The organism is Candidatus Nitrosopumilus sediminis, from assembly GCF_000299395.1.
In the GTDB taxonomy this organism is placed as follows: domain Archaea; phylum Thermoproteota; class Nitrososphaeria; order Nitrososphaerales; family Nitrosopumilaceae; genus Nitrosopumilus; species Nitrosopumilus sediminis.
The window spans coordinates 1,630,022-1,654,883 of the sequence record NC_018656.1 but is presented as its reverse complement, the minus strand read 5'-3'; the positions used below and the strand labels follow the sequence as shown (position 1 = coordinate 1,654,883).

Sequence of the window (24,862 nt, the reverse complement as noted above, 5' to 3'; positions counted from 1 at the left end):
ATTTGGTATTTTTACAGAAAAAAATACCAAAAACAAGCTAGTTTGAAATATGAGCAAATAGTCAAAATTAGACGGATTGAAAACAATTTTTGTTTCAGGTACTGCAGGATCAGGAAAATCATTACTTTCATCAAAGCTTCATGAATATTATACAAAAAATGGGGCATTTGCAGCTGTATTGAATTTGGATCCAGGTGTAGAGAATTTAGCCTATACTTGTGATGTGGATGTCAGAGATTATGTAGATTATGTATCAATCATGCAACAATATGATCTAGGACCAAATGGTGCTATGGTAATGGCAAACGATTTGATTGCATCAAAAATAGATGAGATTCAAAATGATGTAAACAAAGTAAATCCAGATTATCTAATTGTGGACACACCAGGCCAGATTGAATTATTTGCATATCGTTCTAGTGGACGTTTCATTATTGAAAATCTCACATCAGAAGAAAAAACAAGCATATTTCTTTTTGATGGTGTACTAATCAATACCCCAGTAAATTTTGTTTCAATTGCATTACTTGCTACATCAATAAGATTACGTTTGAATTTGCCAACAATTAACGTTCTTACAAAATCAGATCTTATAGGCGATAAATTAAAAGACATTTTGCAATGGTCTACTAATTTGAAAACTTTGGAAAACGCTATTGCTAAAGATACAGATGGTGACACATACGCATTAACTACAAATATTTTGCGTGGGTTAAATTTGGGCGGGTTTGCACAGGGATTAATTCCAATATCAAACATTACAGGGGATGGTTTTGTGAATCTTGAAGGAGCTCTAAGCAGAATTCTTAATTTGGGCGAGGAGGTAGAAGACTAGATGGTATCAAAAGTTACAGTAAAGGCGCCTTCTTCTACTGCAAATCTAGGTCCAGGCTTTGATGTGTTTGGATTAGCAGTAGATGCATTTTATGATACAGTCACATTAACTAGAACAAAAAACGGAATTAAAATAATCACAGATGATGATATTCCTACAAATCCTGAAAAAAATACTGCTGGACTAGTTGTAAAAAACATGAAGAAGAAATTCAAAATTGGAGAAGGTGTTGAAATCAAAATCAAAAAAGGGATTCCTGCAGGCTTTGGCATGGGAAGTAGTGCTGCATCAGCTGCTGCAACTGCAGTGGCATTTGACAAATTATTTAGTCTAAAGCTTAATGGCAATAGTTTGGTAGAGTTTGCAGGATCTGGAGAAAAAGCTAGTGCTGGAACAGTTCATTATGATAATGTAGCAGCTTCTGTATTAGGAGGATTTGTAATTGTAAAAACAAATCCTTTAGACATAATTAGAATTGAGCCTCCAGCTAATCTTAGAATGTGTGTTGCAGTTCCAACAATTAATGTTCCAAAAAAGAAAACTAAGGTTTCAAGAGGAGTCATTCCAAAAAAGATCAAACTAACAGATAGTATTTTGAATTTATCAAATGCTTCTGCAATCGTAGCAGGATTTATGAAAAAAGATCCTGAAATGATTGGAAATTCAATAAAAGACGTGATAGTTGAACCTGCAAGAAAGCATATGATTCCAGGATTTACCAAAGTTAAAGAAAATGCCATTAAAGCAGGCGCATTAGGCGTAACGATAAGCGGAGCAGGACCTTCAGTGATTGCATTTTCAAAAAGTTCAGCTGATTTGAAAAAGATCAGTTTAGCCATGTCCAAAGGATTTGCATCTGCAAATACAAAATGTCAAACTATAATTTGTAAACCTAGCAAAGGTGCAGCAGACAAGAGAAAATAGTTGAATGAATTATGAAAAAAGCAGTTATTGTTTTCAGTGGTGGTGTTGATTCTGTATGTGCAGTTTCATATTTGAAATCAAAATATGAGTTATATGGAATTACATTTTCATACGGACAAAAAGCAAATAGTGAGATTGTAGCTGCCAAATCTTTTGCAAAAAAACTAGGGCTAAAACAGCATAAAATTATTGATATTGGTTTTATGAAAGATTTGTATGGAAATTCCAACGTTTTAACAAGTTCTAAAAGAAAAATTCCCAGCAAGTTTGAATACTCTATTGTAGTTCCAATCAGGAATGCAGTTTTCCTATCAATTTCCTCAGCATGGGCTTTTACTCTTAATGCTTCTCTAGTAGCTTATGGTGCTCATACTGGAGACAAACACTATCCTGACTGTAGACCAAACTTTGCAAAAAAACTAGAAGTTGCATTTAATCAGGGTGAGATAGATGGAATTGAATCAAAACTTAGAAAGAAGATTGAGATTTGGTCGCCTTATCGTCAGGGATTGTCAAAAAGTGACTTGTTAAAATCAGGAATGAAAGTTTTGGGTAATTCCATATTCAAAACATGGAGTTGTTATTCTAGCAAAAAATATCATTGCGGGGTTTGTGAATCTTGTAACAATAGAAAAAATGCATTTACAAAAGCAGGTATTACAGACAAAACAAAATATCTCAAATGATTTTAGTAACTATTTCTGAGAATTTTCTTTTTTAGAATCAATCCTCTAATTCCAATATACCAAACCAAAAAGAATAAACCAACAATTCCCATAAACACATAGTTTTGAACTTCTGGAGTGAGTCCTTCAATTGAATCAGTGATTTTACTTGATGTCAACATAGAAATTGCAATTACAATTATGCACTCAATTGCATACCATGTCCAGTTGGGCCAAGACTCCTTTGGAATGTGAATATACGGATTTGCTCCCATGTTTGTGATCAAAAATATTGATTATTTAATTTTTCAGTATTGTCTAAAAGGGCAAATCAGAGGAACGTTGTCTGATTAGAGACATAATGCCTGCCTTTTCTTCTTTATTTTCATAAATGCCTCTGAATGCAGATGAGGAAAGTGTAGCATCATTTTTGACGCCACGCATTTTCATACAAAGGTGCTCTGCATCAGCTAAAACAACTACTCCTTTTACTCCCTGAGAGTGTAGCTCATCAGCAATATTTTTTGTCAATCGTTCTTGTATTTGGAGTCTTTTTGAATATTTTTCAACTAGTCTAACAAGTTTTGATATTCCAAAAACTCTGCCATTTGGAGAGTATGCAATGTGAATTTTGCCGTAAAAAGGCAACATATGGTGTTCACACATTGAATAAAATTGAATGTCACGAGCAATTACTACATCAGAGTCTTCTGAGAATTGGACTGATAATTCTGAATCAGAATCATATCCACTAAAGATTTCTTTGTACATATTTGCAATTCTTTCAGGAGTCTCCCGTAATCCCTCACGTGTAGGATCTTCACCAACTTCAATGATTAATTCTCTAACGAGTTTTTTTACACGCTCTTGGTCCATTTAATATTCTCACAAGATTTTTCTAGTATTTGAACCTAATCGGATTTTTAGGCAGGTGCCAATTTTACGGGGCGCCAATGAATTTGTGTAGTTGAGGGACTACCTTAACATCAATGTAATAAGGATACACTAGATCATATAATTCCAATAAAAGATCTAGTGATGGTTCTGAAATACCATAAGTGGGTTGGATGATGAATCCATTAATGTCATCTTTAGATACAATATCAAAAATTTCCTTTACTAATTTTTTAAATTCATCGGGCTGAGTTTTTGAACTAACTACAACTTTGATGTATGTTGTTTTCTTTGATTTTACAGAGGATTGGAGACATTTCATTGTATGGCCAATTAATTTTTCATAGTGCTTCAAATCAACAAAGCCAGAATCTTTTGTTTTAAATTCAATTTTAACAATATCAATAAACGGTAAAACATGATCAAATCTATCAACATCAAAACATGATGATTCAAGATATGTGGGAATTTTTTTGTCTTGGATATGTTTTGCAAGTAATGCTACTGCTTCATGTTGAATTAGTGGATCACCACCAGTAAAATTAACCTTATAGGTTTGATTTTTTAAATTAGAATCAATTAGCTTGTTTGCATCTTCAATTGAATATTCTGTTCCAGAATCAAGTGGCAGTGATTCTTTTGTATCACAATAAAAACAGGTAAAAGGGCATCCTGCTAATCTAACAAAAAGAGTCTTTGTTCCATAAAGAATTCCTTCACCTTCAACTGATGTAAATATCTCAAATAATCTGACTTTCAAGTAATAATTGTATTTTTTTTCATTATTTATTCAATGAGTTTCTAATGCATTACTGGTTCTTTTGTATAAAATAATCCACAAATAAAGAATATTACTCCTAGTAATCCAATTGTGCTTCCAACTAGTTCTATTTGATTTTGAAGATCTCCTTCCAATGGAGCCCATAGCCAAGCCATCAAAGCACCTACAATAATCATTGGAATTCCTACACCAACAGTGATTGCTTTAGATGCCATGCTCAAATTGTTTAGAAAATGTATATGAAGCTTATGTTATCTAACGAATTGATTTTTTAATTATTTTTACGATTTTGTTTAATTCGCCAAATTTTTTCTTTGCATCAGATATTTTGTCTTCTGATATCAAAATTTCAATTTCTTCAATCAAAGAATTGGCTTTTTCAAGATCTGCAGTCTCAGAATCTGCTCTATCAAGTACTTTTTGGATTCTCTCTAATTGTTTTAAAATAAATTCCTTGACTCTATCTGATGCAGAATTAGATGAATAATCACGAATATGCTCTTTAATTGAGATAATTAATGATTTTATTTCATTAATTGTTTGAATTGCACCTTGAGTATCATCAGCAATTATCTGTTCATTAGCTAAAATGAATAACCTTTGAATTTCAGATAATTCAATTCCTGTTTTCTGTTTTTCAGATACTGATTTTAGGCTTTGGAAATATTTGTGCAATCTATTCAACTCACTTTTAAGATCTCTATCAGATACATCAGAGGTGCTTACTTTTGTTTCAGTAGTATATGTAGAAACCATTCTAGAGATTTGTTGGAACAATTTCATTGCTGTAAGGAAATCTTCTCTTGCTTGTTCCACATCATCAGGTAAAGAATTTTCTAGAGATTCTACTGCTGTATGTGCTTTTTCATATAGATCTTCAATATTAGAAGGAACTGAATCACCATAAGATCTATCTAGTTGATTTTTGATTTGTTTGTCTGCTTGTTCAGCAATTCGTAATAGAATGTTAGGATCATTTTGTGCATATGCATCACTAACCAATGATGTAGATAGTGTTCCAAAAACTAACACAAATATCGTAAATAATGCTAGTGTTTTCATCCCTCTTCCTCCACGTTCTTTCGTAGTTTTACCAAGTTTTGCAAATCTTTCTTTTCAATTTCAACAATTCCATTACGTTCTAATCTTTTTACTGCACGCCACATAGTGGTTCTTGGTTGTAAGAATTTTTTACGCAATTCACTTTCAAGTGCTTCTCCTCCGTTATTAGAGATAAACTTCACTATCTCCTTATCATCTTCACGAATGTCTGGTTTTAATTTGAAAATAGATTCAGTGTCAATTATTTCAGGTTGTGTTAGTTGAGTTGATTGTTGTTCTTGTATTGGTTTTACAATTTTTTGTTTAGAACGAGTGATTACCACAGTACCTATAACTGCAGCAGCTATTATTCCACCAATTATTGCATATGTAAGATTGTCCAGTTGAGATACAGGATTAATTGGATCTGTAGAATCAGGAATTACTGCAGGAGTGCTGAAAAGATAGTTGATTTCAACATTACCACTGGAAAGAGTTAGTTGATTTTTATCATTAATAATTTCCATGTTTATTGGAAGATTAGTCATGCCAACTATGGCAGAGTTTTTTGGTAAAAGTAATGTGAAATCAGAAGGAGCATCTAAGGAAAATGTCCAAACTCTACCTTGTTTGGATACTAAATCATGAATGTCATATTCTACTGAAATAACAGAAGAGCCAAAAGTTTCAATTAACGCAGAATCATCTAGTACAGTAGTATCAAGTAAAAAGTCATTTTCACCAACAGCAACTAAATTATCAATAGTGCTTCCAAATAGATCCAGTTCGTAATTAATGGCAAGTGGATCTACATCAATTTCTGTAGAAACGTGTGTTGAACCATCTGGATAAATTATCAGATCTAGGGTTCTAGGAGAACTAAATGAAGACTGAATTGGCATTACCGCTGCTACGATAATCATGCTAGCTACCAAAAGAGGTATTTTGACCATTGTATCGACAATGCCCTCAGTCCTTACAAAAAGCATTCCATCTTCTCGAAGAAACTCTTTCCTATGGATTGGTACGATTTCTGGATTCATGTGCTTAATACCTTAGATTCATGCTTTCTACTAATCCCTGGAATCTCTTGAATTCCTGGAAAAACTGGAGTCCTTTTTCAGTAATCAAAAAGACCCTATTCCTGTCATTTTTGACGGATTCGACTAAGCCTGCTTCTACCAGTTTCTCACATTTGTCTAGTACTGCGTAGTGAGATAGGTTGGCTTTGCGAGAGATTGCAGATACAATGACTCCACCACGACCGCCATCAGCGGTTACGTCTAAGATATCACCCATTATGCCCATTTCGGACCTGTATTGTTGTTTTGACATGCTTTAGTATACAACAATGTAGTTTATGAGGAACATTTTGAAACCTCATAGCGGAACGCATAGCGGAACGGTAGTTTCATCAAAAAAATATCATATTTTTGATGATTTTCAAAAAAAAGAGAAAATTTTGGAAAAAAATTATGCCTAAGAATTGATTCAAAAAAAGAGAAAATTTTGGAAAAATAGAACCATTTGAAGTTTTTTGATGAAAATGGTTCTATTTTTCCAAGTTTTTAGTGATTTTGATGAAATTTGGTATATAAGGAACGGGATAACTCCTAGTCGTTTTTAATCTATTATTTAGACAATGCTTTGACATGATAAAATCCAAATTCAAATTATTGGAGCAAAGATAATCTTATTGATGCTTATCTGATCAATTATCAAATGAGGACAGAAAGTTATCGTTTGATGATCAAATGTCTTGAAAATAGGTCAATTACAAGGCATATTATTCAGGAATTGTTATCTTTGATGGAAAAATATCTAAGATGAGAGATTTCATCAGACGACTATATCCTTGAGAATCCAAGTTTCAAAGTTGTATTTTCTGAAAAAAATCCGGAAATAGATAAGGAAAGTGTGTTTGTATTTGCTATAATGAATTTGATGGTAAAATCCTGAGATAACTCAAGATGTCAGATTACTACAGATAGGAGAAAGGGCCATAAATTCAGAAAAATCAATTGGTTCCAAGAATTTAAAAATTCAATATCAGTGAGATAATCACCATTTTTTTCTTTAATTGAATAAAAATCATTCACAAGGTCAGCTTTGAGATGCAATGTAACTTTTTATTCCCATTTTGAAAAGTAAATCATAAAATGTTTGATAAATTCAAAAATGAAGAAGGTGGAGAAATGGTAGAAGAAAGAAAGGAGGAGGTTAATTCTGAAGAATCTAGTTCAATGACTAGTTCAATTGGAATTGGAGAATTAATGGGTAAACGGGCAAAATTAGAAGAGGCCATAGACTATGTTGGTTTAATGATTAAGAATCTAAAGGATAAGAGAACATTACTTGAAAAAGATATTGAAGAAGAATCAGTTGATATTAAAAATCTAAAAGAAAAGCTTCAGAAAGTTAGTGAATATATTGATGATGAAAATAGAGGAATTGAAGAATTAACTAACAAAAGAAAACAAGTGGAAAATGAGGCTGATGAGGTAGGTTCAATAATCAATAACCTAAGAGAAAAACTTTCTAGTGTTGATAGAGTTATTGATGATGAAGGCAGCAGAGTTAAGAAAATCAAAGAATCCAGAGATTCTCTAGAAAGTTAGATGTTTTAAGGAATTAAAGTATCAAGTTATGTAAAGGATTTTCTGAAAATATTGTATGTATTTTTAGTAAAACTTTGTGGTTGTTTCAATTGGTGAAGTTGCATCTGAAGGAACTGATGGGAACATTTGACCTGTTGAACTTTCTGCAACAGCAGCAGCTTCTTTCAAAATACTCTCAGATTCAGCGCTGGTAGTTGCATCATTTCCAAATGCTGCATCTCCAGAGAAACTCTCTGTCATAAAACCTCCAAGCATTTCAGCCATTTGACTAATTTCTTGCTCTGCTCCTGGCATAATTTTTCCAAGGGATGATTTGAGATTCTTCATCAATCCCATTGTTGGCATAATTGCTACCACAGTATCTCCAAGATCACTACATGTTGTTAGTCTTAATTCAATTTGTTCTAAGGCTATTCTAGCGCCACTCAAGATCTTTGTAACTTTTCTAACTTCTGCTAATTCATTTCCAAGAACTTTGGTTGTTTGAGTATCATGTTTTTGTGTTGCTTCTACAATTCGTTGGAACAACTTTGCATCGCGATTTTGTAGATTTGTCAACATAGAATCTAATTTTTTAATTTGTAATTGTAATTTTTTAATTCCTTCTTGAACTCTTGGTTTCAAGGGGCCTTTAGGTTTGATTGTATCATTAATTTTTTCAGTAACACTAGGTTTAGGCTGACTAGACCATTTATCAGACAAATTAGGCATGAGTTTGATTTTAGAATTTGTACTTAATTTCCGGTGTTAAGAATGGTTCACAGGAAATTAAAAATTACTAACCAAGATTCAGTAGGCTCTGGAGATAGATTTTTCTAATTTGAGATTATGAAAATGCATGTAATATTGAATAAAAAAATAGTCATAATTTCAGTAATTTTGATAATCATAGTTGGGATAGTCAGTTTCTCATCAGATGAATCTGATGAGGAAAATAATGTCATATTTCATGTAACACTTGCAGATCCTAAACTTTACGTTAATGGGGTGTATAGTGATTCATTTTCTCTTGAGCAAGGGAAATATACTTTCAGATTTGTTCCAAATGGAAGCAGCCCAAAAGTTTTGTCAATTACTCTGAATGGAGATACTTTTGATTTTTCTGAAGATTTTAAGTTAATAGGCACATCACACCAAACTGCAATATCTGAATATTTTACATGGAATTATGATGGAGATAAAGAGATTTTCATTTCTGAAACGCAGGAAATTTTAATTTCTATTCATCCAAATGGAGAAACTATGGGTTCTGTATCTGTAGATATTTTAGAAAATTAAAAGGCGTATACCCCTTTGCTACAGAACACTGAGAGATTTCCTCTCTTTGTCAGTCGTTTAACGCCTGATCACCTTTTTCGTTCTGCGGGGCTACGCAGTTTTAGTCGATAGCAATTATATCTTTCGACATTAATTATTATAGTAACTTTAAGTATTTAAGATTTAACATTAAATTTCATATAAAATCATCATTTTTTATGAAATTTTTGATATCTATTCATCAACTAATGGATCTATAAATTACGAATTTGAGTCTGAACATTATTGAAATTATCAGGCAAAGTTGCATTGGTAACTGGTGGAAGTCGTGGTATAGGATTAGCCACTGCAAAAATTTTATCAGAAAATGGTGCAACTGTTGCAATTACTGCAAAAAACAAAGAAAGATTAGAAAAAGCAGTTCTGGAAATTCCTAATGCTATAGCCATTGCAGCTGACATTAGAAAAACAAATGATGTAAAAAATGTAATAAACAAAATCATTGAAAAATTTGGTAAGTTAGATATTCTTGTAAATAATGCGGGAATATTTCCAGAGATAAAAAAATTGCATGAAATTGATGAGGAGGAATGGAATAAAGTATTAGATGTAAATCTGACAGGGCAATTCCGATATACTAAGGAGGCAATTCCTCATTTACAAAAAACATCGGGTTCAATAATAAATATTTCATCAGATGCGGGAATCAAGGCATATCAAGGATTTAATGCTGATGCGTATTCTGCATCAAAAGCTGCTTTGATATTATTGACTAAATGTTGGGCACTAGAATATTCAAAAAACAAAATCAGAGTTAACTGTATTTGTCCTGGAGTTGTTGATACGGACATGACAAAACCTTTCTTGAAAACTGAGAAAGACAAAGAATTCATGGATAATGAGCATCCTATTGGTAGAATTGGACAACCAGATGAAGTAGGAAAAGCGGTGCTATATTTTGCCTCAGATGATGCATCTTGGACTACAGGTGCAATTCTTACAGTAGATGGAGGGGAATCAATAAAATGAATTCACATGAATTTAATACAACACCGGAGATCAAAAAATTATGAAAGATAGAAAAGCCAAAGCAAAGTTGATTGTTCTCTTAGGAATTATCTGGATTATCATCACGTTACCTTTACCATGGATAGTTAACAATCCAGAGGTCTCAACTGCACAGTTCAATACCATAATTGCTATCATCGGAGTAATGTCAATTCCATTTATTGTTCTAGGAGTTGCCTGGACATTAAAGCCAGAACTTACAACTTAGGTAATTTCTATTGAAAGACATTCCAATTCCTGATAAGATTCCTGAATTAGACATCGCTATCAAGGCTGCAGATGAAGCAGGAAAAGCTATTTTGGAGATTTATTTAGGAGATTATGAAACATCTACAAAAAATGATGATTCTCCAATTACAGATGCTGATCTAAAGAGTAATGAAGTCATTAAGAAAATTCTTTCACAAACAAAATATCAAATTTTATCTGAAGAAGACAAAGACGATCTAAGTAGATTATCAAAAGAGACAATTTGGATTGTTGATCCTCTTGATGGAACTTCGGATTTCATTGACAAAACAGGTGAATTTACAGTAATGATTTCCTTAATCAAAAATAAAAAGCCAATTCTTGGTGTAATTGGATGGCCTACAGAAAAAACATTGTTTGTGGCACAAAAGGGTAGTGGAGCATTTAGATTTTCAAACGAAGAATGGAGTAAAATATCAGTTACCAAAGTTTCAGAGATTCCAAAATGTAGAACTGTTGGATCAAGGCATCATTTATCAGATAAAGAAAAAGAGTTCATTGAAAAATTAGGCATTAAAGATTTTACAAGTATTGGTAGCTCATTAAAGGTTGGAAAGATTAGTTCGGGGGAGGCTGAAGCATACATTACAACTACTAATAAAATGAAAGAGTGGGATTCGGCCGCATCATATTGTATAATTTCAGAAGCTGGGGGTAAAATGACAGACATGTCTGGAAATGATCTTACATACAATAACAAAGATGTACATCATCAAAACGGAATTCTAGTTACAAATGGACTAGTTCATGATAAAATAATTGAAGAGTTTAAAAAATTAGAGTAGGTTTCTTCCTTTAAGGAAGTCCTTTACTTTGTTTGCACTCTCTGAAAGTGAATCATGTTCAGTATCTATTATTAAATCAGCTTTTTCTGGAGCCTCATAAGGATCATCAATTCCTGTAAATCCTTTGATCTCTCCTTTTCTTGCCTTAGCATACATACCTTTAACATCTCTTTCTTCACATTTTTCAAGTGAACATTTTACATAACATTCTGCAAACTGATCACCTGCATCAATAATCTTCCTAGCACTTTCTCTGTTCTCAAGATATGGTGATACAAGAGAAACTGCACTTGGAACACCATGTTTTAGCAAAAGCTTTGCCAAATGAGCTACTTTTTTGTTATGCTCATCACGTCCAGCTTTTGAAAAGTCTTTGGGAGAAAACCATTCTCTTAGTTCATCTCCATCAAGCATTGCCAAATTTGGAATATCTTTCTGCAAATCTTTTACGATCGTGGTTTTTCCTGAACAAGGAAGACCAGTCATCCAAAGAACGAAAGGTTTCATGAACAAAAATATTTGAATAACCAATAAAGAGTTTCCGTTAATTTTTAGCCCATGGTTGATTTTCTAGATAATCAATTTCAGCAATCATTTCATCTACTTTTTTCACTATTGCAAATACTGATCTGTATTGTTCATACATTTCAATTTCTTCTTCTTTAGATAAGATGTTTGCTTCAGCTTCATCAAAAAATTTGTTTTCTTTGTTAAGATGATCATTTAAGAATATGCCATATGTTCTCAAATATCTTGATACTGGTTCTTGTGCGTTTTCTCCATCTTTCCATCTTTTAAGATGATGTGAGATTTGTCGTGCAATATTTCTTCCAAACTCATGTTCTATCATGAATTTTCGAATTTCTTCTTTTAATGAATCGTAGCTTGCAACACAAGGGAAGTATGAATCTTCTTCCCTTGAATGATGAATTGTGTCAACAAATTCTGAAATAATTATGGTAATTTTTGATAAATCTGAAAACGGAATTTTAGTACCTTTGTATAGTTCATCTGCACATTTGGCTACCAATTTTTCTAAACGACGAACTTGATCATGATCTGCACGTAGTTGATTTGTAGCACTCATAATGTTCTAATTTCTAATATGTTATTTAAAAATCAGCAAATAGCCTATAATAGTAAATTAACCGAGTTTAACTTTTATCTAGAAATATTTAGATTCAGACATTCATGAATTTCGTAGTTTTATCAATCTTGAATTTGTTTAAAGGTCAAATTGGAGATATGTCATTTTCTAACTTTGATAGTACCATAATTTTTGATAAATTTGCTGAGTTACAGAGTTCCATAGGAACATTAGCAGTTCATGATGGACCTATTGCTGAAGCTCATGTAATTTTACTTGCTGCAGGGGTAGTAATTTTTCTAGGAGTAGCTGGTGAAGCATTCTTCAAAAAAACAGGCATTCCAGACGTTGCTTTTCTAATGATTCTCGGTGTTATTATTGGGCCAGTATTTGGATTAATTCAGCCTGAAGCAGTAATTCAGGTTGTTCCATATTTTGCGGCACTAGCATTAATTATAATCATGTTTGATGGTGGATTAAATCTAGATATCAAACATGTCATAAGAACTGCTCATTTTTCAGTCACATTGGCAATTCTTGGTTTTATTTTATCTGTTGTGATGATTACTTTAGCTGCTCATTTTGCATTGGGATGGTTGTGGTTAGAAAGTATTCTTTTAGGTTCAATTGTTGGTGGAAGTAGTTCTGCAATAGTTTTTGGTCTAGTAAGAAATGTCAAAATTTCAGAAGAAACTAAATCAATGTTAAGTTTTGAATCTGCATTAACTGATATTTTAGCCACAATTATTGCATTTATTTTATTTGAAGCTGTTTTAGCAGGTCATTTTGATATTCAAACATTACAAGAGACTATTGGAAGAGCTATTGTTGTAGGTTTGGTTCTTGGATTCGGAGTTGGTATTCCTTGGATGTATGTTTCAACAAAGCTTGGAAATGCTCAACACGGATACATGCTCACATTAGGTATTTTGTTTGTATTATTCTTCTTGGCAAATTCATTTGGGGAATCAGGAGCATTAACTGCATTGGTTTTCGGTTTGATGATTGGAAACAAAAGTCATCTGGCAAAAATACTCAGATTCAAATTGCCAAGAATTGAATTGGATGATCCTACACATAACCAATTAACATTTTTGGTAAGATCATTTTTCTTTGTATTTGTTGGTTTAATGGCAAGTTTTGGTCAATTAGAATATTTGATTTTTGGAGTTTTGATGACAATTGCTGTATACTTTGGAAGAATATTGGTTGGCAAGATCACACTGACAAAAAGATTTTCACATTTGGATAGGGCTGTTACAAACTCAATGATTCCAAGAGGTTTGGCTGCTGCAGTACTTGCAACATATCCAATAACTATGGGATTGCCAAATGCAGAGGCATATCCGCAACTCGTATTCTTTATTATTTTATCATCAGTAGTTATTACAACAATAGGTTTAGGAAAATCAAAGAAGATTCCTCCTCCAGAATCAGTTGAAGGTGGTTTTGTAAAACCAGATGATGATTCTAAAAAAGAGAAATTATAGTTCTAGAGATTCTTTGAGGCCTTTGTACCTATTTCGAATGGTTACTTCAGTAACATTTGCAGCCTCTGCAATATCTCGCTGAGTCTTATCCTCACCATTTTTAACGCAAGATAAGTATAGTGCAGCAGCAGCTAGTCCCATTGGATCTTTTCCTGCAGATACTTCATTTTCTTGAGCCATTTTCAATACTTTGGTGGCATATCGTTTTGTTTTCTCAGCAATTCCAATTCTACTTGCGATTCTTGCAACACATTGAATGGAATCAGTAACAGGCATTTTCAAATCTAGTTCTTTTACCAATAATCTGTAACATCTTGCAATGTCTTTTCTTTTGATGTTAGCTGCTTGTTCAACATCTTTGAGATTTCTAGGAGTTGAAGTGTCACGACATGCAGCATACAGTGCTGCAGCCATTAATGCTGAAATAGAGCGCCCTCTGACTAGACCTTTTTCTAGTGCTTTTCTGTAAATGTAAGCTGCTTTTTCAATTACAGAATCTGAAATTGCTAGTTTGTCTTTTAATCTGTTTAATTCGCTAAATGCCTGTCTGAAATTTCTATCAACGGGTTCATGAACTTGGCTCCTGCTATCCCAAGTTCGTAGCCTCTCAATTGTACTCTTCATGGATGCTGAAAGGGGTTTGCCAGAGGCATCCTTGTTAATAGGATTAATTATGGTTGCAAGACCCATATCATGCATTGTAAGTGATGTTGGTGCACCAGCCCTTGCTTTGTTACCACCCTCATCTTGGGTAAAGGATCTCCATTCCGGACCTGCTTCTTGAAGTTTTTCAGTAATTACAAATCCACATTTAGAGCAGAACATTTCTCCAGACTCATTATCAGTAACAAGCTTTCCCTGAGCACATCTAGGACACAGTTCTTTCGTTTTGCTTACCATGAACGATTCTGGAGTTGTATGTTGTTTGGTATTTATGAATCAACAGGTTTTTTACAAATTAGGTATAAAAATAACATAATTATCGATTAGAAAGGTTATGATTCGAGTTTTTCTTTAATTGATTGAATATATTTTTGGTTGTATTCATTGAACATCTGAATTTTATTTTGAGCCAAGGCCATGGCACCAGGTCTGCTGTTGATATGGGTTTCAGCGATTTTTTGTTTATCTAAAAGTTTTTCAAGATTAATTTTTGGTTGTGATGACAACTCTAAAAGTAATGTTGAAAGCTCTTTCTCAAAATTATCTCGTGTTTCAGGTATTGCCGGTGGGTCTGCACCAATGATTTCTTTGGTTGTAATATTTCCAAATACTTTCTTGTCTAGTTCAAGCAATAATAAAAAGAGGAATTGGTTCTATAAATTTAATTTCATTTTATAATAAATTAGAAAAAGTGAGTGCAGTGCAATCAAACTTTTTATCTTTGAATAATTTTATTTTATTTTATGACTTATTGTATAGGGGAATGTAAAAAATACAAGGCAGTAAAACCATCAGAAATTGGCAGATATGCTGCTGGACAAAAAAGGTGCAATTATTGTGAGGTATTTGTAGAATATGATGGAATTGTTTGTCCTTGTTGCAATAGGCAATTAAGATGTCTGCCAAGAAGTAGAAAGGGTAAAGAAAAATACATGGCTCAAATTGTCAGATAAATTCATGCCTAAGAATTAAAGTCCCATTTATAAGAAATCAGCACAAGTATAATTATGGCAATTCCTGCAGACGTAGAAGAATTTGTTGAGAAACATATCAAACTGATGATTTCTCAGACTGAAACATATTTGCCATTTATCAGAGTTGCATTTCCTTATTCAAATAATATTGCAGACGGAGTTTACAATCTAATTATTGGAAGTGCATTATCTGTATTTATCAATCAATTTGCCATGAAGATGAAATATCCAACTGCTGATGATTTTGCAGATTTTGGAAAGATTGCCTTAAAGTATAGAGATCAAGTTGATCAGTTTTTCAAATAATTTAAGCTAATTCACCCAGAAAATGTATAGTGTGATTTGTTACAACAACTGTTCTGTCTTTTGGGACATGGTATAATTTTTTTGAACCGTTTGCAGATTGAACAATAAGTTTGGCAAAGGGATCTTTGAGTGACTTGTAAAGAATTCCCTTATCACCTACTGATTGAGACCAATGATTTCCTTGTACAAAAGAAATTGTTTGAAACTTTACAACTTGATATGAATAGACCATTTCTATTAATTATTAATAATTGCACTCATTAATGACTTTCCTCCAATCAGTGCTGCAATTGACAAACCAACATTTGCTATTAAATTGATTGCAAATGTTCCATAATGATTGTGCTCAAGAAAAGTGTTGGATTCAAGTGCGAGTCCAGACATGGTAGTAAGTGAGCCACAGAATCCAATGGCGGCAAAAAGAGAATATTTTCCATCAAGATGCCATTGTTGAGACATTACGATAAAGGCGCCAAGGATAAATGCTCCAAGTACATTGACTATTAGAACATTAACAGGTAATGTATTGAATATCAAGGGAGATTCAATGACTTTGAATCTTAGATATGCTCCAAGTACAGAACCAACTGCAAGAAAAATAAACTCTAGACCTTTCATCTATACTATAGATTTTATGCGACATTATTAGTTCTATTTGGATAGAATTCAGGTTTATTTTGTGCCTAATATTGATTCAATTGGGAAAATAGGTCTATAGTTTTTATAGGTTCAATATTTTTTCAAACTGAATGACATTAAAATTGAGATGTGATGACTATGGTTTTGAATGTGAATACATTCTTGATGGAGAAAAGACTATCAGCACTATAGAAAAATTAAGAAATCATTTTGAAGAAGAACACGGAATTGATTATACTATAGAAGCAGTTACTCAAATGATCCAAAATCGAGGACATTCTTTAGAATCAATTAAAAAATAAATTCTGAAAATTTATTTTTCATTTTTAACATTTATTACAATGTGTGTTGTATTAAAATTAAGAATTTAGTTTCTCTAGAAATTAAGGAATTTTTAGTATGTAAAGAGTAGTTTTGAATCTAAAATTACCTGAATCATATTATTTTTATTTTGTAATCACCTAAAGTAATCACTAGTGGTAGAAAATTATTCAAACGATTATGATGTAAAGTGTCAACTCGATACTTGCAAAACCTACCCTGCAATTACAGATTCTGAAAGAGGAGAAATTGTTTGTGGGGGTTGCGGTCTTATCCTATTGCAAAATATGGCTGACGCATCATATGAAAACAACGGTTACACTTCGGAAGACTTTATGAAGATGTCAAGAACGGGTCCTGCATCATCACTAACAATGAATGATAGAGGACTATCAACTGTAATTGGCACGAATAAAGATTCTACTGGAAAAGCATTATCTAGCAAAACAAAATATGAGTTTAACAGACTACGAACATGGGATCAAAGAAGCAAGTCAAGAAAAACTGCCAGTTTAAGCAAGGCGTTTACTTTACTTCATGGAATGAAAACAAAATTAGGAATCTCAGACAATGTAGTTGAAAATGCCGCATATATTTACAGAAAAGTGGTTAGTGCAAAACTAACAAGAGGAAGAACAATGGCCTCATTGATTTCAGCCTCATTATATGCTGCATGTAGGGAAAATAATATCCCTAGAACACTAGACGATATTGCAGATGCTGGAAATGTAGAAAGGAGAATACTTTCTCGAGATTTGAGAACCATAATCAAAAAGCTTGGAATGAATCTTAATCAGTATGATACCACTTCGTTCATCTCAAAAATTTCAAACAACATGAATCTAAAAGAGAAAACAAAACGAGATGCATTTGAGATACTAAGACGATGTGAAAAAGAACAGATTACTGCTGGAAAACATCCTGTAGCACAGGCTGCTGCATCATTATACATTTCATGTATAATGAATGGAGAGAAAATTAGTCAAAAGAAATTTTCAGTAGAGTCTGGAGTAAGTGATGTCACCATCAGAAATAGAACTATCTTGATTAAGAAAACATTAAAGCTTATTGAGTAGATAACCCTTAAAATCCTACAATTTTATTGTAGGAGAAAATATTTTTTCAAAGATTATATCTTTTAGTTGATTTACTAAATCCATAATTACACGAATTTGTTCTAATGTAATTTCTTTAAGTTTTTGTATGGAATCGTTAAGTTCTGAAATTTCTGTCTGTAATCTTGATTTGTCATTTTTCAAAGAGGATATTTCATTGTGTAGATCAATATTTTGTTGTTTTAGTTTGTTGTTTTCTTCAGTTAGTCGTTTTATTTTTTCTGAATCAGATTCTTCTGGAAAAGGAGCTGGTACAGGTTCGGGATCTGGTGTTTTGATTGGTTTGGGTGAAGGGCTAGGTTCGGGTATTTCTGGTGGTTCTGGTTCTTGTTCTGTTTCAAATGCTAATGTAATTTGGAAAAAACTAACAGATGCAAGTAGGACAATGTTAAAAACAAGAATAGATTTCATTTTAAAATTTCACAAAAATATTACGGCAGTTTTGTATATGAATATGATTACTAATTTCTAAGAATGAAAAAGGATTATTTGTAGAAATCAGGTTCTTGATCTCTTTTTTGTTTTGGCAGATCTTCCATAACAGCTTGAACTACTTCGTTGTGATTGTATGTTAAATGTCTGAGAAACTTTGCCGATTCATCTGCTCTAGTTTTGTCATCAGCAAACAACATTTCAGGGCTGCTCAACTCAGTCATCATTGTGTTACATTCTTTGCATGGTTCAAAGTCAAGATAGAGTTTCATGATTTTTTCACATTTTCTTAGTATTTAGACTATTTTATGGATTAGGTATGGGGGCCTCTTTCTTTTTAGGCCTTACCTTATCCACAGCGTCAATCAGATCCTGTTGGGTAATTTTGATCTCCTTGACATTCTTTGACTTTGTAGTGACATATCTCTTCAAAGCTGTAATAGCTGCTCTGTTTGTGACTGCTGCAATTTCAGCACCACTAAAATCATCAGTCAACTTTACAATTTCTGAGATTTTTACATCACTTGCAAGGGGCTTTTTCTTTGTATGAATCTCAAAGATATGTTGTCTTCCTTTTTCATCAGGATTTGGAACTTTGATGATTCTATCAAATCTGCCTGGTCTGAGAAGAGCTTCATCAACAATGTCTAATCGGTTTGTTGCACCTATAATCAACACATTGTGTAGCTCTTCTAATCCATCAATTTCTGTTAGGATTTGAGATACCACGTTTTCTGTCACATGTGAATCAGAACCACTTCCTCTTCTTGGGACAAGTGCATCAACTTCATCTAAGAATATGATACACGGTGCTGCTTGTCGTGCTTTTCTGAATATTTCTCTGACTCCTTTTTCAGATTCACCAACCCATTTTGAGAGTAATTCAGGACCCTTGATACTAATAAAATTAGACTCTGTCATTTTTGCAAGAGCTTTTGCTATCAGTGTCTTACCAGTTCCTGGAGGACCATGAAGTAGAATTCCTTTTGGTGATTCCACATCTACAAAATCATATGCATCCTTGTATTTTATTGGCCATTCAACAGCCTCTTTGAGTTCTTCCTTTAGTTCATCTAAACCACCCACATCATCCCAACTTACATTTGGGATTTGGACTTGAACTTCTCTAAGTGCACTTGGTCTAACTTCTTTTAGTGCATCTCTAAAGTCATTACTGGTAATTTGGATCTTTTGAAGGATCTCTGACGAAATCTTTTCTTCATCAAGATCAATTTCAGGAAGAATTCTACGAAGAGATCTCATTGCAGCTTCTTTAGATAACACTTCCAAATCAGCTCCTACAAATCCATGTGTAGTTTTTGAGATTTGTTTTAGATCTACTTTATCATCTATTGGCATACCACGTGTATGAATTGAAAGAATGTCGAATCTTCCTTCATCATCAGGAATTCCAATCTCAATTTCTCTATCAAATCTGCCTGGTCTTCTAAGTGCAGGATCAATTGAATCAGGTCTGTTTGTTGCAGCAATTACTACAACTTTGCCTCTGGATTTCATACCGTCCATCAGTGTTAGTAATTGTGAAACAATTCGTTTCTCTAGTTCACCAGAAACTTCATCTCTTTTTGGAGCAATCGAATCAATCTCATCGATGAAAATTATGCTAGGAGCATTTTCTTCAGCCTGAGTGAAGATTTCTCGAATTCTCTCTTCACTTTCTCCATAATGTTTACCCATTATTTCAGGACCACTCAACGAGATAAAGTGAGCATTTGTTTCTCCAGCTACTGCTTTTGCTAGTAATGTCTTACCAGTTCCTGGAGGACCGTACAAAAGTACGCCTTTTGGTGCTTCAACGCCTATTTTATCAAATAATTCTGGATGTCGCATTGGTAACTCTACCATTTCACGAATTTTTTGAACTTCGTTTTTCAAGCCACCAAGTTCATCATATGTTATTCTTGGCACAGATGAATCAACTGCTTTGGTCATTGATCCAAGTTTGAATATTGTATTTTCTGTTACTAAAACAGGTTTTGATGGTTTAGTGCTTGTAACAACAAATTGAACTCTACCACCCATCTGTGTGTTAAGAGATACTGAATCTCCTGTTGTAAATACATGATTAAGATAATTGTAAATCATATATTCTTGTAATCCTTCTGCAGCAATCTTTTCAGTTGGAGACAAAACAATTTGTTCAGCATTTACTGCTTCTACTGATTTTAGTGAAATTCTATCACCAATTCCAGCTCCAATATTTTGCCTTGTCATTCCATCTATTTTGATAATACCTGAACCATAGTCTTCAGGGGCACCTGGCCAAAGTTTTACATGTGTTTTTTTGTTATATGTTAGTTCTAATATTTGTCCAGTATTCCATTTTTGATCCTCAATAATTTTAGGATCAACTATAGCTCTACCTCTTCCAACATGTTGTTGTGGACTCTCTTCAATTTTTAAAATTATTTCACTCATATCATTACCTCAAAAATTAGGGGGGTTTATTCAACCTCCACCGTTTTACCTTTTGGTTTTTCTTCTTCAATTAACTTGAAGGAGATTTGTAAAACTCCATTTTTGTAAGAAGCTTTTGCAGAGTTTTCATCAACTTTTTGTTGTACAGGAACTTTTACGTGATATTTTTTATCACCATGTTCTGCTGAAAGATCAACTATCTTGTTTTCAACAACAATTTTGACATCAGACTTTTCAACTCCAGGCATCTCAGCTATGAGTTTTACTACTTTTTCTTTTTCGTCGACAATTGTGTCAACTATTGGTTCTCGTGTATCAGAAGTTGGCAAAAGACCAGGTTTGACATTTCCATACTCCTTTACAACAGGTTTTCCATCAGGACCAACGGTCATTGTATAACCATAAAAATATGGACCAGATCCAGAACCATTTCCCTTGAATTCTTCAAAAATGTCATCTATATCGAAAAAAGAGTTTGACATTCTTTTGAAGATTCTATCAAATTCACTATCAAAGAACATTGTCATATTCACCTATAGTATGTAATGTATATGACATTATATAAAGATTATTGATATTTCTTTGATTTCTTACATAATCCTATTATAATTGACATAAATAATAATCTTAGTGAGATCTGTAAATATGTCCATTCCTGAAGTCGTCAGAGAGATCATTACTAGAAATCGATCAATTTATGATTGTATGAAGATGGATTTGATTAATTATACAGCTCTAGCAGTTAAAATTCAACCAGAGATTGAGAAAATTCTAGGAAATTCCGTTAATCTCAATACTGTAGTTGTTGCAATCAAAAGATATGCGGATTCATTTGAGATTAAAGACGAAGTCAAGGAAGAATCAATTTTGAAAAATGCACGATTGGCTTTAACCGACGGTATAATGGATATAAAATTTTCAGTAAAGGATTCAAACGAGGTAGATCCTATGGCAATTTTAGATAAATTCTCCAAGATAACCAATAATTATGATTTTTTCAGAATGTCTGATTCGTTTAGGTTTTTAGCTGAAGATATGGATGATATTAGACAGATTTTCAGCAATCTGCCAGAAAATGAGAATATGTTTAGTACTGGCCTTGCAAAAATCAAAATTTCCATCCCTAACTCTCACAATAAATCAGATGTAGTATCCTATGTTGCTGAAGTTTTGCATGCTAATGGAGTAGAATTAGTTAATGCATTTTTTAGTCAGGATAATATCACAATTATTCTAAATGAGAGGGATTCATCCAGAGCTTATGATATTTTACATTCAGATATTATGAGAACCTGAGCATAAAAGCAAATTTAATGAAAATTATTCTTATAGCATATATTCACCCAATTTGTGAAAAAGGCACAATTGGCAAGAAATAAGAAAAAAATTGTGATTTTAGGAGGAGGTTTTGCAGGGGTAGAATGTGCCAGACAGTTAGAATCAGAATTTGGAAATAATCCAGAAATTGAGCTAGTAATGATAAGTGAAGATAATTTTCTATTATTTACACCGATGCTGCCGCAGGTAGCCTCTGGAATGATTGAAACCAGACATATTGTTTTGCCGATTAGAACTGTTTGTAAGAAAACAAAATTCTATGAAGGAAGAATCAAAAATATTGATCCTTATGGAAAACTTGTAACAATTTGGGGAACTGGAGATAAAAGAAGTATTTCAATACATTATGATTTTTTAGTTATTGCACTGGGCAGTGAAACAAACTTTTTTGGAATGGCCGATGTTGAAAAAAATGCTTACACTATGAAGACGCTCAATGATGCTGTAATGTTAAGAAATAGAGTAATCGATATGCTAGAACAAGCAGAAAATGAAACGAATCCAATACTTCGAAAAAGTTTTTTGAATTTTGTTGTTGTGGGAGGAGGATTTGCAGGAATTGAAACTGCAGGAGAATTAATGGATCTTCTTTTGGATGCAAGAAAACACTATCCTACAATTCACAAAGAAGATCTCAAAGTAATTGTGTTAGAAGCTTTAGGTATGATTTTACCTGGATTCAATCAGAAATTAGCTGACTTTGCTAGAGATAAGATGATAGAGAGAGGGATCGACATTAGATTGAAAACAGCTGTTACTAGTTTTGATGGAAATGAAGTTACTACCAAATCATTAGATGAAAATCTAAAAGATTCAATCGATACATCTGAAATTGATTCAATAGTCACAAAGACTTTGATTTGGACTGCAGGTGTAACTCCAGTTAATACAATTAAGAGATCTATGTTCAAAACAGAAAAAGGAAAAGTTATAGTAAATGATTATTTGGAGGTTTTAGAATTTCCTGGAGTATTTGCTATTGGGGATTGTGCATTACATCTAGATCCTAAAACACAAAGACCATTACCTCCAACTGCTCAAATTGCAGAAGCACAAGCAAAGATTGCAGCTAAAAATTTAATTTCTCTAATTAGAAATTCTAAAAAAGAAAAATTTGTTTATCATTCCAAAGGCCAAATGGCAATAATTGGAAAAAGATCAGGAATTGCCACATTTTTGGGAATGAATATCTCAGGATTTTGGGCGTGGTTAATTTGGAGAAATGTTTACCTTTCAAAAATCACAACTTTTGATAAAAAAATTCGTGTATTTCTTGATTGGACAATAGATTTATTCTTTGATAGAGATATCTCTAGACTAAAACTAATGAAGCGTGAAACTGAGAAAGAATACAAGTTACTCGATGAAGTAGATGATGTTTGGTAAATTGAATTTACAATATTTTGTACTATGCTAATTGTTTTTTAATTCCTATAATTATGATTGCAGGAGCTACAAAATACATTCCAACATTAAGTAAAATGAGACTAATACCATATCCTAACACTGATTCTTCTGAATCCATATTCACATGATTAAGAACTGAAAGTGATGTGAGGAGTGGTGTAAGAGTAATCTTTACTGCATCCTTGAATATTGGGTTTTCTCGTTCGTAATCTGCGATATGTGGACTAAATGAATAATAAAATTCGTTAAATGAATTGATGAATAAAGTTCCTGATTCTGTTTGTAATAGTTTGTTATCTCTTAGTTCTCGTAGTTGTTGTACTTGAGGAGCTAGTTCTGAGCCATATGTTGCAGTTGCTATCAGACAACCTCCTCCTTCTTTATTTGTTGAATCATCATCTAAAGAATTTTGTGATAATATTTCAAAAGAATCAATTGTTTCTTCAAATCTTGGAAGTTGCGAATCAAATTCATTTACCCCATTGCTGTATGCGAATGTGTAAACTTTTTCTGTATCATAAATCATAATTTCTCTAAATTTAACATCAAAGCTTTCATTATTTGAAAAGAATGTGCCTACTGCATTTATCACATAAGCTTGATTTCCATTAATAGAAACTTTTTCTTCTGAGATTATATTCAGGTTGCCTGCCTCTACAACTCGTTTAATTGTTTCAGTTTTATTCATAATCAGATCATCCAAAGTTCTTTGATTAGTTTCTTCTACTGTTAATGAAATCACAGGATTTATAGCTCCGATTTTTGGTCCAACTGCTACAACATCAGGAGAATTTGATTGTGTTTTTTCTGGAGTTTGTAATAGCCAGCCTTCAGGTACACTAAATCCTATTTCATGTTCAGTGCTTTCATATTTTTGATTACCAGTAGAAGGTGTGATTGTAGATTCTGTACGTTCAGGTTCTTCTAAATCCAAAAGATTTGAAATTTCAGAGCGACTAACAACATATGCTTTGGTAATAGTAACTTCTGCAGAATTTACTGGTTGATCATTAGGTTTTGTTTGAACTGCAGCGATTTTGTCTAATGTTTCAAAACTTTCTTCAGTTACAAGTCTACCAAATACGGTGTATTGCTCATCAAGGAAATTTGAATCAGCATGAACAATAAAAAATTGTGAGCCACCACTGTTAGGATCAGCTGATCTTGCCATTGAAACAATTCCTCGATTATGTTTGATTGTATTAAATTCAGCATCTACACTTGTAGAAGGACCTCCAGTTCCCCAAGTACTTGGATCACCATCGATAGTGTTTGGATCTCCACCTTGAATCATAAATCCTGGAATGATTCGATGAAATATTACTCCATCATAAAATCCAGATTCAACCAATCCGATAAAATTCTCAACATGTTTTGGTGCATCATCTGGGAAAAATTCTATTATAATTGTTCCAAGATTGGTTTCCAATACTGTTAATTGATCATCAGTTTGAGCAAATACATAATTTCCAAAGCTTACTAAAATTATTGATAAGGAGAAAATAAGGAAGATTTTATTCAATAATTTTTCCCA

The 24,862-nt window shown here is 33.0% G+C and carries 34 protein-coding genes; 15 read left to right on the top strand and 19 right to left on the bottom strand.

What is annotated here, in order from left to right:
* The first annotated feature begins 76 nt into the window (after window positions 1-76).
* The 3 genes from NSED_RS09860 to NSED_RS09850 are packed head-to-tail and all read left to right on the top strand — an operon-like array spanning window position 77 to window position 2,445.
* Window positions 77-835 (top strand): ATP/GTP-binding protein, encoded by a 759-nt coding sequence (locus tag NSED_RS09860; protein ID WP_014966118.1) that lies wholly within the window; start codon window positions 77-79, stop codon window positions 833-835.
* A complete protein-coding gene (locus NSED_RS09855; protein ID WP_014966117.1) occupies window positions 836-1,759 on the top strand; it encodes a homoserine kinase in 924 nt (307 codons plus the stop codon).
* Between the two features lie 11 nt (window positions 1,760-1,770).
* Window positions 1,771-2,445, top strand: a complete 675-nt coding sequence (locus NSED_RS09850) for a 7-cyano-7-deazaguanine synthase (RefSeq protein ID WP_014966116.1) — start codon at window positions 1,771-1,773, stop codon at window positions 2,443-2,445.
* A gap of 2 nt (window positions 2,446-2,447) precedes the next feature.
* On the opposite strand, the gene NSED_RS09845 is transcribed toward NSED_RS09850, so the two are convergent.
* The 7 genes from NSED_RS09845 to NSED_RS09815 form a co-directional block, all read right to left on the bottom strand.
* Window positions 2,448-2,699, bottom strand: coding sequence for a hypothetical protein (locus NSED_RS09845; protein WP_016940140.1), 252 nt, complete (start codon window positions 2,697-2,699; stop codon window positions 2,448-2,450).
* A 43-nt stretch (window positions 2,700-2,742) separates the two neighbouring features.
* The gene (gene folE, locus NSED_RS09840) at window positions 2,743-3,300 is read right to left on the bottom strand and encodes a GTP cyclohydrolase I FolE (RefSeq protein WP_014966114.1); all 558 of its coding nucleotides are present in this window, start codon (window positions 3,298-3,300) and stop codon (window positions 2,743-2,745) included.
* A 64-nt stretch (window positions 3,301-3,364) separates the two neighbouring features.
* Window positions 3,365-4,078, bottom strand: a complete 714-nt coding sequence (locus NSED_RS09835; RefSeq protein ID WP_014966113.1) for a 7-carboxy-7-deazaguanine synthase QueE — start codon at window positions 4,076-4,078, stop codon at window positions 3,365-3,367.
* A gap of 41 nt (window positions 4,079-4,119) precedes the next feature.
* Window positions 4,120-4,314: a hypothetical protein gene (locus NSED_RS09830; RefSeq protein WP_014966112.1), complete on the bottom strand. Its 195-nt coding sequence runs from the start codon at window positions 4,312-4,314 to the stop codon at window positions 4,120-4,122.
* A gap of 40 nt (window positions 4,315-4,354) precedes the next feature.
* A complete protein-coding gene (locus NSED_RS09825; protein WP_014966111.1) occupies window positions 4,355-5,161 on the bottom strand; it encodes a hypothetical protein in 807 nt (268 codons plus the stop codon).
* Window positions 5,158-6,183, bottom strand: coding sequence for a helix-turn-helix transcriptional regulator (locus NSED_RS09820; protein ID WP_014966110.1), 1,026 nt, complete (start codon window positions 6,181-6,183; stop codon window positions 5,158-5,160). The genes NSED_RS09825 and NSED_RS09820 overlap by 4 nt, the downstream gene beginning before the upstream one ends.
* Window positions 6,184-6,187: 4 nt before the next feature.
* Window positions 6,188-6,475: a winged helix-turn-helix domain-containing protein gene (locus NSED_RS09815; RefSeq protein WP_016940139.1), complete on the bottom strand. Its 288-nt coding sequence runs from the start codon at window positions 6,473-6,475 to the stop codon at window positions 6,188-6,190.
* An 824-nt stretch (window positions 6,476-7,299) separates the two neighbouring features.
* Between NSED_RS09815 and NSED_RS09810 the strand changes: the two genes are divergently transcribed.
* Window positions 7,300-7,758, top strand: coding sequence for a transcriptional regulator (locus NSED_RS09810; RefSeq protein WP_014966109.1), 459 nt, complete (start codon window positions 7,300-7,302; stop codon window positions 7,756-7,758).
* A 63-nt stretch (window positions 7,759-7,821) separates the two neighbouring features.
* On the opposite strand, the gene NSED_RS09805 is transcribed toward NSED_RS09810, so the two are convergent.
* Window positions 7,822-8,469: a Snf7 family protein gene (locus tag NSED_RS09805; protein ID WP_014966108.1), complete on the bottom strand. Its 648-nt coding sequence runs from the start codon at window positions 8,467-8,469 to the stop codon at window positions 7,822-7,824.
* Window positions 8,470-8,586: 117 nt separating this feature from the next.
* Between NSED_RS09805 and NSED_RS09800 the strand changes: the two genes are divergently transcribed.
* From NSED_RS09800 to NSED_RS09785, 4 genes are all read left to right on the top strand, one after another.
* Window positions 8,587-9,036 carry a hypothetical protein gene (locus NSED_RS09800; protein ID WP_014966107.1) on the top strand — a complete coding sequence of 150 codons (450 nt, stop codon included), beginning with the start codon at window positions 8,587-8,589 and terminating at the stop codon, window positions 9,034-9,036.
* Window positions 9,037-9,300: 264 nt separating this feature from the next.
* A complete protein-coding gene (locus NSED_RS09795; RefSeq protein ID WP_014966106.1) occupies window positions 9,301-10,044 on the top strand; it encodes an SDR family NAD(P)-dependent oxidoreductase in 744 nt (247 codons plus the stop codon).
* Between the two features lie 40 nt (window positions 10,045-10,084).
* Complete coding sequence (locus tag NSED_RS09790; protein WP_014966105.1) at window positions 10,085-10,291, top strand: hypothetical protein; 207 nt, start codon at window positions 10,085-10,087, stop codon at window positions 10,289-10,291.
* 10 nt (window positions 10,292-10,301) lie between these two features.
* Complete coding sequence (locus NSED_RS09785; protein WP_014966104.1) at window positions 10,302-11,117, top strand: 3'(2'),5'-bisphosphate nucleotidase CysQ family protein; 816 nt, start codon at window positions 10,302-10,304, stop codon at window positions 11,115-11,117.
* Here the strand turns inward: NSED_RS09785 and cysC are convergent.
* Window positions 11,109-11,624 carry an adenylyl-sulfate kinase gene (gene cysC, locus NSED_RS09780; RefSeq protein ID WP_026090061.1) on the bottom strand — a complete coding sequence of 172 codons (516 nt, stop codon included), beginning with the start codon at window positions 11,622-11,624 and terminating at the stop codon, window positions 11,109-11,111. The genes NSED_RS09785 and cysC overlap by 9 nt on opposite strands.
* 37 nt (window positions 11,625-11,661) lie before the next feature.
* Window positions 11,662-12,204 carry a hemerythrin domain-containing protein gene (locus tag NSED_RS09775; protein WP_014966102.1) on the bottom strand — a complete coding sequence of 181 codons (543 nt, stop codon included), beginning with the start codon at window positions 12,202-12,204 and terminating at the stop codon, window positions 11,662-11,664.
* 104 nt (window positions 12,205-12,308) lie between these two features.
* On the opposite strand from NSED_RS09775, the gene NSED_RS09770 reads away from it, so the two are divergent.
* Window positions 12,309-13,694: a cation:proton antiporter gene (locus NSED_RS09770; RefSeq protein ID WP_014966101.1), complete on the top strand. Its 1,386-nt coding sequence runs from the start codon at window positions 12,309-12,311 to the stop codon at window positions 13,692-13,694.
* Here NSED_RS09770 and NSED_RS09765 read toward each other — a convergent pair.
* Window positions 13,689-14,594, bottom strand: a complete 906-nt coding sequence (locus NSED_RS09765; protein WP_014966100.1) for a transcription initiation factor IIB — start codon at window positions 14,592-14,594, stop codon at window positions 13,689-13,691. The two genes, NSED_RS09770 and NSED_RS09765, sit on opposite strands and share 6 nt — an antisense overlap.
* A 95-nt stretch (window positions 14,595-14,689) precedes the next feature.
* Window positions 14,690-14,989 carry a hypothetical protein gene (locus NSED_RS09760; RefSeq protein ID WP_014966099.1) on the bottom strand — a complete coding sequence of 100 codons (300 nt, stop codon included), beginning with the start codon at window positions 14,987-14,989 and terminating at the stop codon, window positions 14,690-14,692.
* 111 nt (window positions 14,990-15,100) lie between these two features.
* On the opposite strand from NSED_RS09760, the gene NSED_RS09755 reads away from it, so the two are divergent.
* Together NSED_RS09755 and NSED_RS09750 are read left to right on the top strand one after the other, a co-directional pair.
* A complete protein-coding gene (locus tag NSED_RS09755) occupies window positions 15,101-15,310 on the top strand; it encodes a hypothetical protein (protein ID WP_014966098.1) in 210 nt (69 codons plus the stop codon).
* Between the two features lie 54 nt (window positions 15,311-15,364).
* A complete protein-coding gene (locus NSED_RS09750) occupies window positions 15,365-15,637 on the top strand; it encodes a hypothetical protein (RefSeq protein WP_014966097.1) in 273 nt (90 codons plus the stop codon).
* 1 nt (window position 15,638) lies between these two features.
* Here the strand turns inward: NSED_RS09750 and NSED_RS09745 are convergent, their stop codons facing one another.
* Together NSED_RS09745 and NSED_RS09740 are read right to left on the bottom strand one after the other, a co-directional pair.
* On the bottom strand, window positions 15,639-15,869 hold the full coding sequence (locus NSED_RS09745; RefSeq protein ID WP_014966096.1) for a hypothetical protein: 231 nt from the start codon (window positions 15,867-15,869) through the stop codon (window positions 15,639-15,641).
* Between the two features lie 5 nt (window positions 15,870-15,874).
* Window positions 15,875-16,255, bottom strand: coding sequence for a fluoride efflux transporter FluC (locus NSED_RS09740; RefSeq protein ID WP_014966095.1), 381 nt, complete (start codon window positions 16,253-16,255; stop codon window positions 15,875-15,877).
* Window positions 16,256-16,386: 131 nt separating this feature from the next.
* Between NSED_RS09740 and NSED_RS09735 the strand changes: the two genes are divergently transcribed.
* Window positions 16,387-16,578, top strand: a complete 192-nt coding sequence (locus NSED_RS09735; RefSeq protein WP_014966094.1) for a DUF1059 domain-containing protein — start codon at window positions 16,387-16,389, stop codon at window positions 16,576-16,578.
* A 174-nt stretch (window positions 16,579-16,752) separates the two neighbouring features.
* The gene (locus tag NSED_RS09730; RefSeq protein ID WP_014966093.1) at window positions 16,753-17,673 is read left to right on the top strand and encodes a transcription initiation factor IIB; all 921 of its coding nucleotides are present in this window, start codon (window positions 16,753-16,755) and stop codon (window positions 17,671-17,673) included.
* 15 nt (window positions 17,674-17,688) lie between these two features.
* On the opposite strand, the gene NSED_RS09725 is transcribed toward NSED_RS09730, so the two are convergent.
* The 4 genes from NSED_RS09725 to hsp20 form a co-directional block, all read right to left on the bottom strand.
* A complete protein-coding gene (locus tag NSED_RS09725; RefSeq protein WP_014966092.1) occupies window positions 17,689-18,123 on the bottom strand; it encodes a coiled-coil domain-containing protein in 435 nt (144 codons plus the stop codon).
* Window positions 18,124-18,197: 74 nt separating this feature from the next.
* Window positions 18,198-18,416: a hypothetical protein gene (locus tag NSED_RS09720; RefSeq protein WP_014966091.1), complete on the bottom strand. Its 219-nt coding sequence runs from the start codon at window positions 18,414-18,416 to the stop codon at window positions 18,198-18,200.
* Between the two features lie 34 nt (window positions 18,417-18,450).
* Window positions 18,451-20,583: a CDC48 family AAA ATPase gene (locus NSED_RS09715; protein ID WP_014966090.1), complete on the bottom strand. Its 2,133-nt coding sequence runs from the start codon at window positions 20,581-20,583 to the stop codon at window positions 18,451-18,453.
* Between the two features lie 26 nt (window positions 20,584-20,609).
* Window positions 20,610-21,110, bottom strand: coding sequence for an archaeal heat shock protein Hsp20 (hsp20, locus tag NSED_RS09710; RefSeq protein WP_014966089.1), 501 nt, complete (start codon window positions 21,108-21,110; stop codon window positions 20,610-20,612).
* 118 nt (window positions 21,111-21,228) lie between these two features.
* Between hsp20 and NSED_RS09705 the strand changes: the two genes are divergently transcribed.
* Both NSED_RS09705 and NSED_RS09700 read left to right on the top strand, forming a co-directional pair.
* Window positions 21,229-21,879 (top strand): hypothetical protein, encoded by a 651-nt coding sequence (locus tag NSED_RS09705; RefSeq protein WP_014966088.1) that lies wholly within the window; start codon window positions 21,229-21,231, stop codon window positions 21,877-21,879.
* 69 nt (window positions 21,880-21,948) lie between these two features.
* The gene (locus NSED_RS09700) at window positions 21,949-23,307 is read left to right on the top strand and encodes an NAD(P)/FAD-dependent oxidoreductase (RefSeq protein ID WP_014966087.1); all 1,359 of its coding nucleotides are present in this window, start codon (window positions 21,949-21,951) and stop codon (window positions 23,305-23,307) included.
* A 22-nt stretch (window positions 23,308-23,329) separates the two neighbouring features.
* On the opposite strand, the gene NSED_RS09695 is transcribed toward NSED_RS09700, so the two are convergent.
* A complete protein-coding gene (locus tag NSED_RS09695; protein ID WP_014966086.1) occupies window positions 23,330-24,850 on the bottom strand; it encodes a peptidylprolyl isomerase in 1,521 nt (506 codons plus the stop codon).
* Between the last annotated feature and the right edge of the window lie 12 nt (window positions 24,851-24,862).

Coding starts and splice junctions, on each gene's coding strand:
- NSED_RS09855 (WP_014966117.1), top strand. CDS start 836: ATGGTATCAAAAGTTACAGTAAAGGCGCCTTCTTCTACTGCAAATCTA.
- NSED_RS09850 (WP_014966116.1), top strand. CDS start 1,771: ATGAAAAAAGCAGTTATTGTTTTCAGTGGTGGTGTTGATTCTGTATGT.
- NSED_RS09845 (WP_016940140.1), bottom strand. CDS start 2,699: ATGGGAGCAAATCCGTATATTCACATTCCAAAGGAGTCTTGGCCCAAC.
- folE (WP_014966114.1), bottom strand. CDS start 3,300: ATGGACCAAGAGCGTGTAAAAAAACTCGTTAGAGAATTAATCATTGAA.
- NSED_RS09830 (WP_014966112.1), bottom strand. CDS start 4,314: ATGGCATCTAAAGCAATCACTGTTGGTGTAGGAATTCCAATGATTATT.
- NSED_RS09825 (WP_014966111.1), bottom strand. CDS start 5,161: ATGAAAACACTAGCATTATTTACGATATTTGTGTTAGTTTTTGGAACA.
- NSED_RS09820 (WP_014966110.1), bottom strand. CDS start 6,183: ATGAATCCAGAAATCGTACCAATCCATAGGAAAGAGTTTCTTCGAGAA.
- NSED_RS09815 (WP_016940139.1), bottom strand. CDS start 6,475: ATGTCAAAACAACAATACAGGTCCGAAATGGGCATAATGGGTGATATC.
- NSED_RS09810 (WP_014966109.1), top strand. CDS start 7,300: ATGTTTGATAAATTCAAAAATGAAGAAGGTGGAGAAATGGTAGAAGAA.
- NSED_RS09805 (WP_014966108.1), bottom strand. CDS start 8,469: ATGCCTAATTTGTCTGATAAATGGTCTAGTCAGCCTAAACCTAGTGTT.
- NSED_RS09800 (WP_014966107.1), top strand. CDS start 8,587: ATGAAAATGCATGTAATATTGAATAAAAAAATAGTCATAATTTCAGTA.
- NSED_RS09790 (WP_014966105.1), top strand. CDS start 10,085: ATGAAAGATAGAAAAGCCAAAGCAAAGTTGATTGTTCTCTTAGGAATT.
- cysC (WP_026090061.1), bottom strand. CDS start 11,624: ATGAAACCTTTCGTTCTTTGGATGACTGGTCTTCCTTGTTCAGGAAAA.
- NSED_RS09775 (WP_014966102.1), bottom strand. CDS start 12,204: ATGAGTGCTACAAATCAACTACGTGCAGATCATGATCAAGTTCGTCGT.
- NSED_RS09770 (WP_014966101.1), top strand. CDS start 12,309: ATGAATTTCGTAGTTTTATCAATCTTGAATTTGTTTAAAGGTCAAATT.
- NSED_RS09765 (WP_014966100.1), bottom strand. CDS start 14,594: ATGGTAAGCAAAACGAAAGAACTGTGTCCTAGATGTGCTCAGGGAAAG.
- NSED_RS09755 (WP_014966098.1), top strand. CDS start 15,101: ATGACTTATTGTATAGGGGAATGTAAAAAATACAAGGCAGTAAAACCA.
- NSED_RS09750 (WP_014966097.1), top strand. CDS start 15,365: ATGGCAATTCCTGCAGACGTAGAAGAATTTGTTGAGAAACATATCAAA.
- NSED_RS09745 (WP_014966096.1), bottom strand. CDS start 15,869: ATGGTCTATTCATATCAAGTTGTAAAGTTTCAAACAATTTCTTTTGTA.
- NSED_RS09740 (WP_014966095.1), bottom strand. CDS start 16,255: ATGAAAGGTCTAGAGTTTATTTTTCTTGCAGTTGGTTCTGTACTTGGA.
- NSED_RS09735 (WP_014966094.1), top strand. CDS start 16,387: ATGACATTAAAATTGAGATGTGATGACTATGGTTTTGAATGTGAATAC.
- NSED_RS09725 (WP_014966092.1), bottom strand. CDS start 18,123: ATGAAATCTATTCTTGTTTTTAACATTGTCCTACTTGCATCTGTTAGT.
- NSED_RS09720 (WP_014966091.1), bottom strand. CDS start 18,416: ATGAAACTCTATCTTGACTTTGAACCATGCAAAGAATGTAACACAATG.
- NSED_RS09715 (WP_014966090.1), bottom strand. CDS start 20,583: ATGAGTGAAATAATTTTAAAAATTGAAGAGAGTCCACAACAACATGTT.
- hsp20 (WP_014966089.1), bottom strand. CDS start 21,110: ATGACAATGTTCTTTGATAGTGAATTTGATAGAATCTTCAAAAGAATG.
- NSED_RS09705 (WP_014966088.1), top strand. CDS start 21,229: ATGTCCATTCCTGAAGTCGTCAGAGAGATCATTACTAGAAATCGATCA.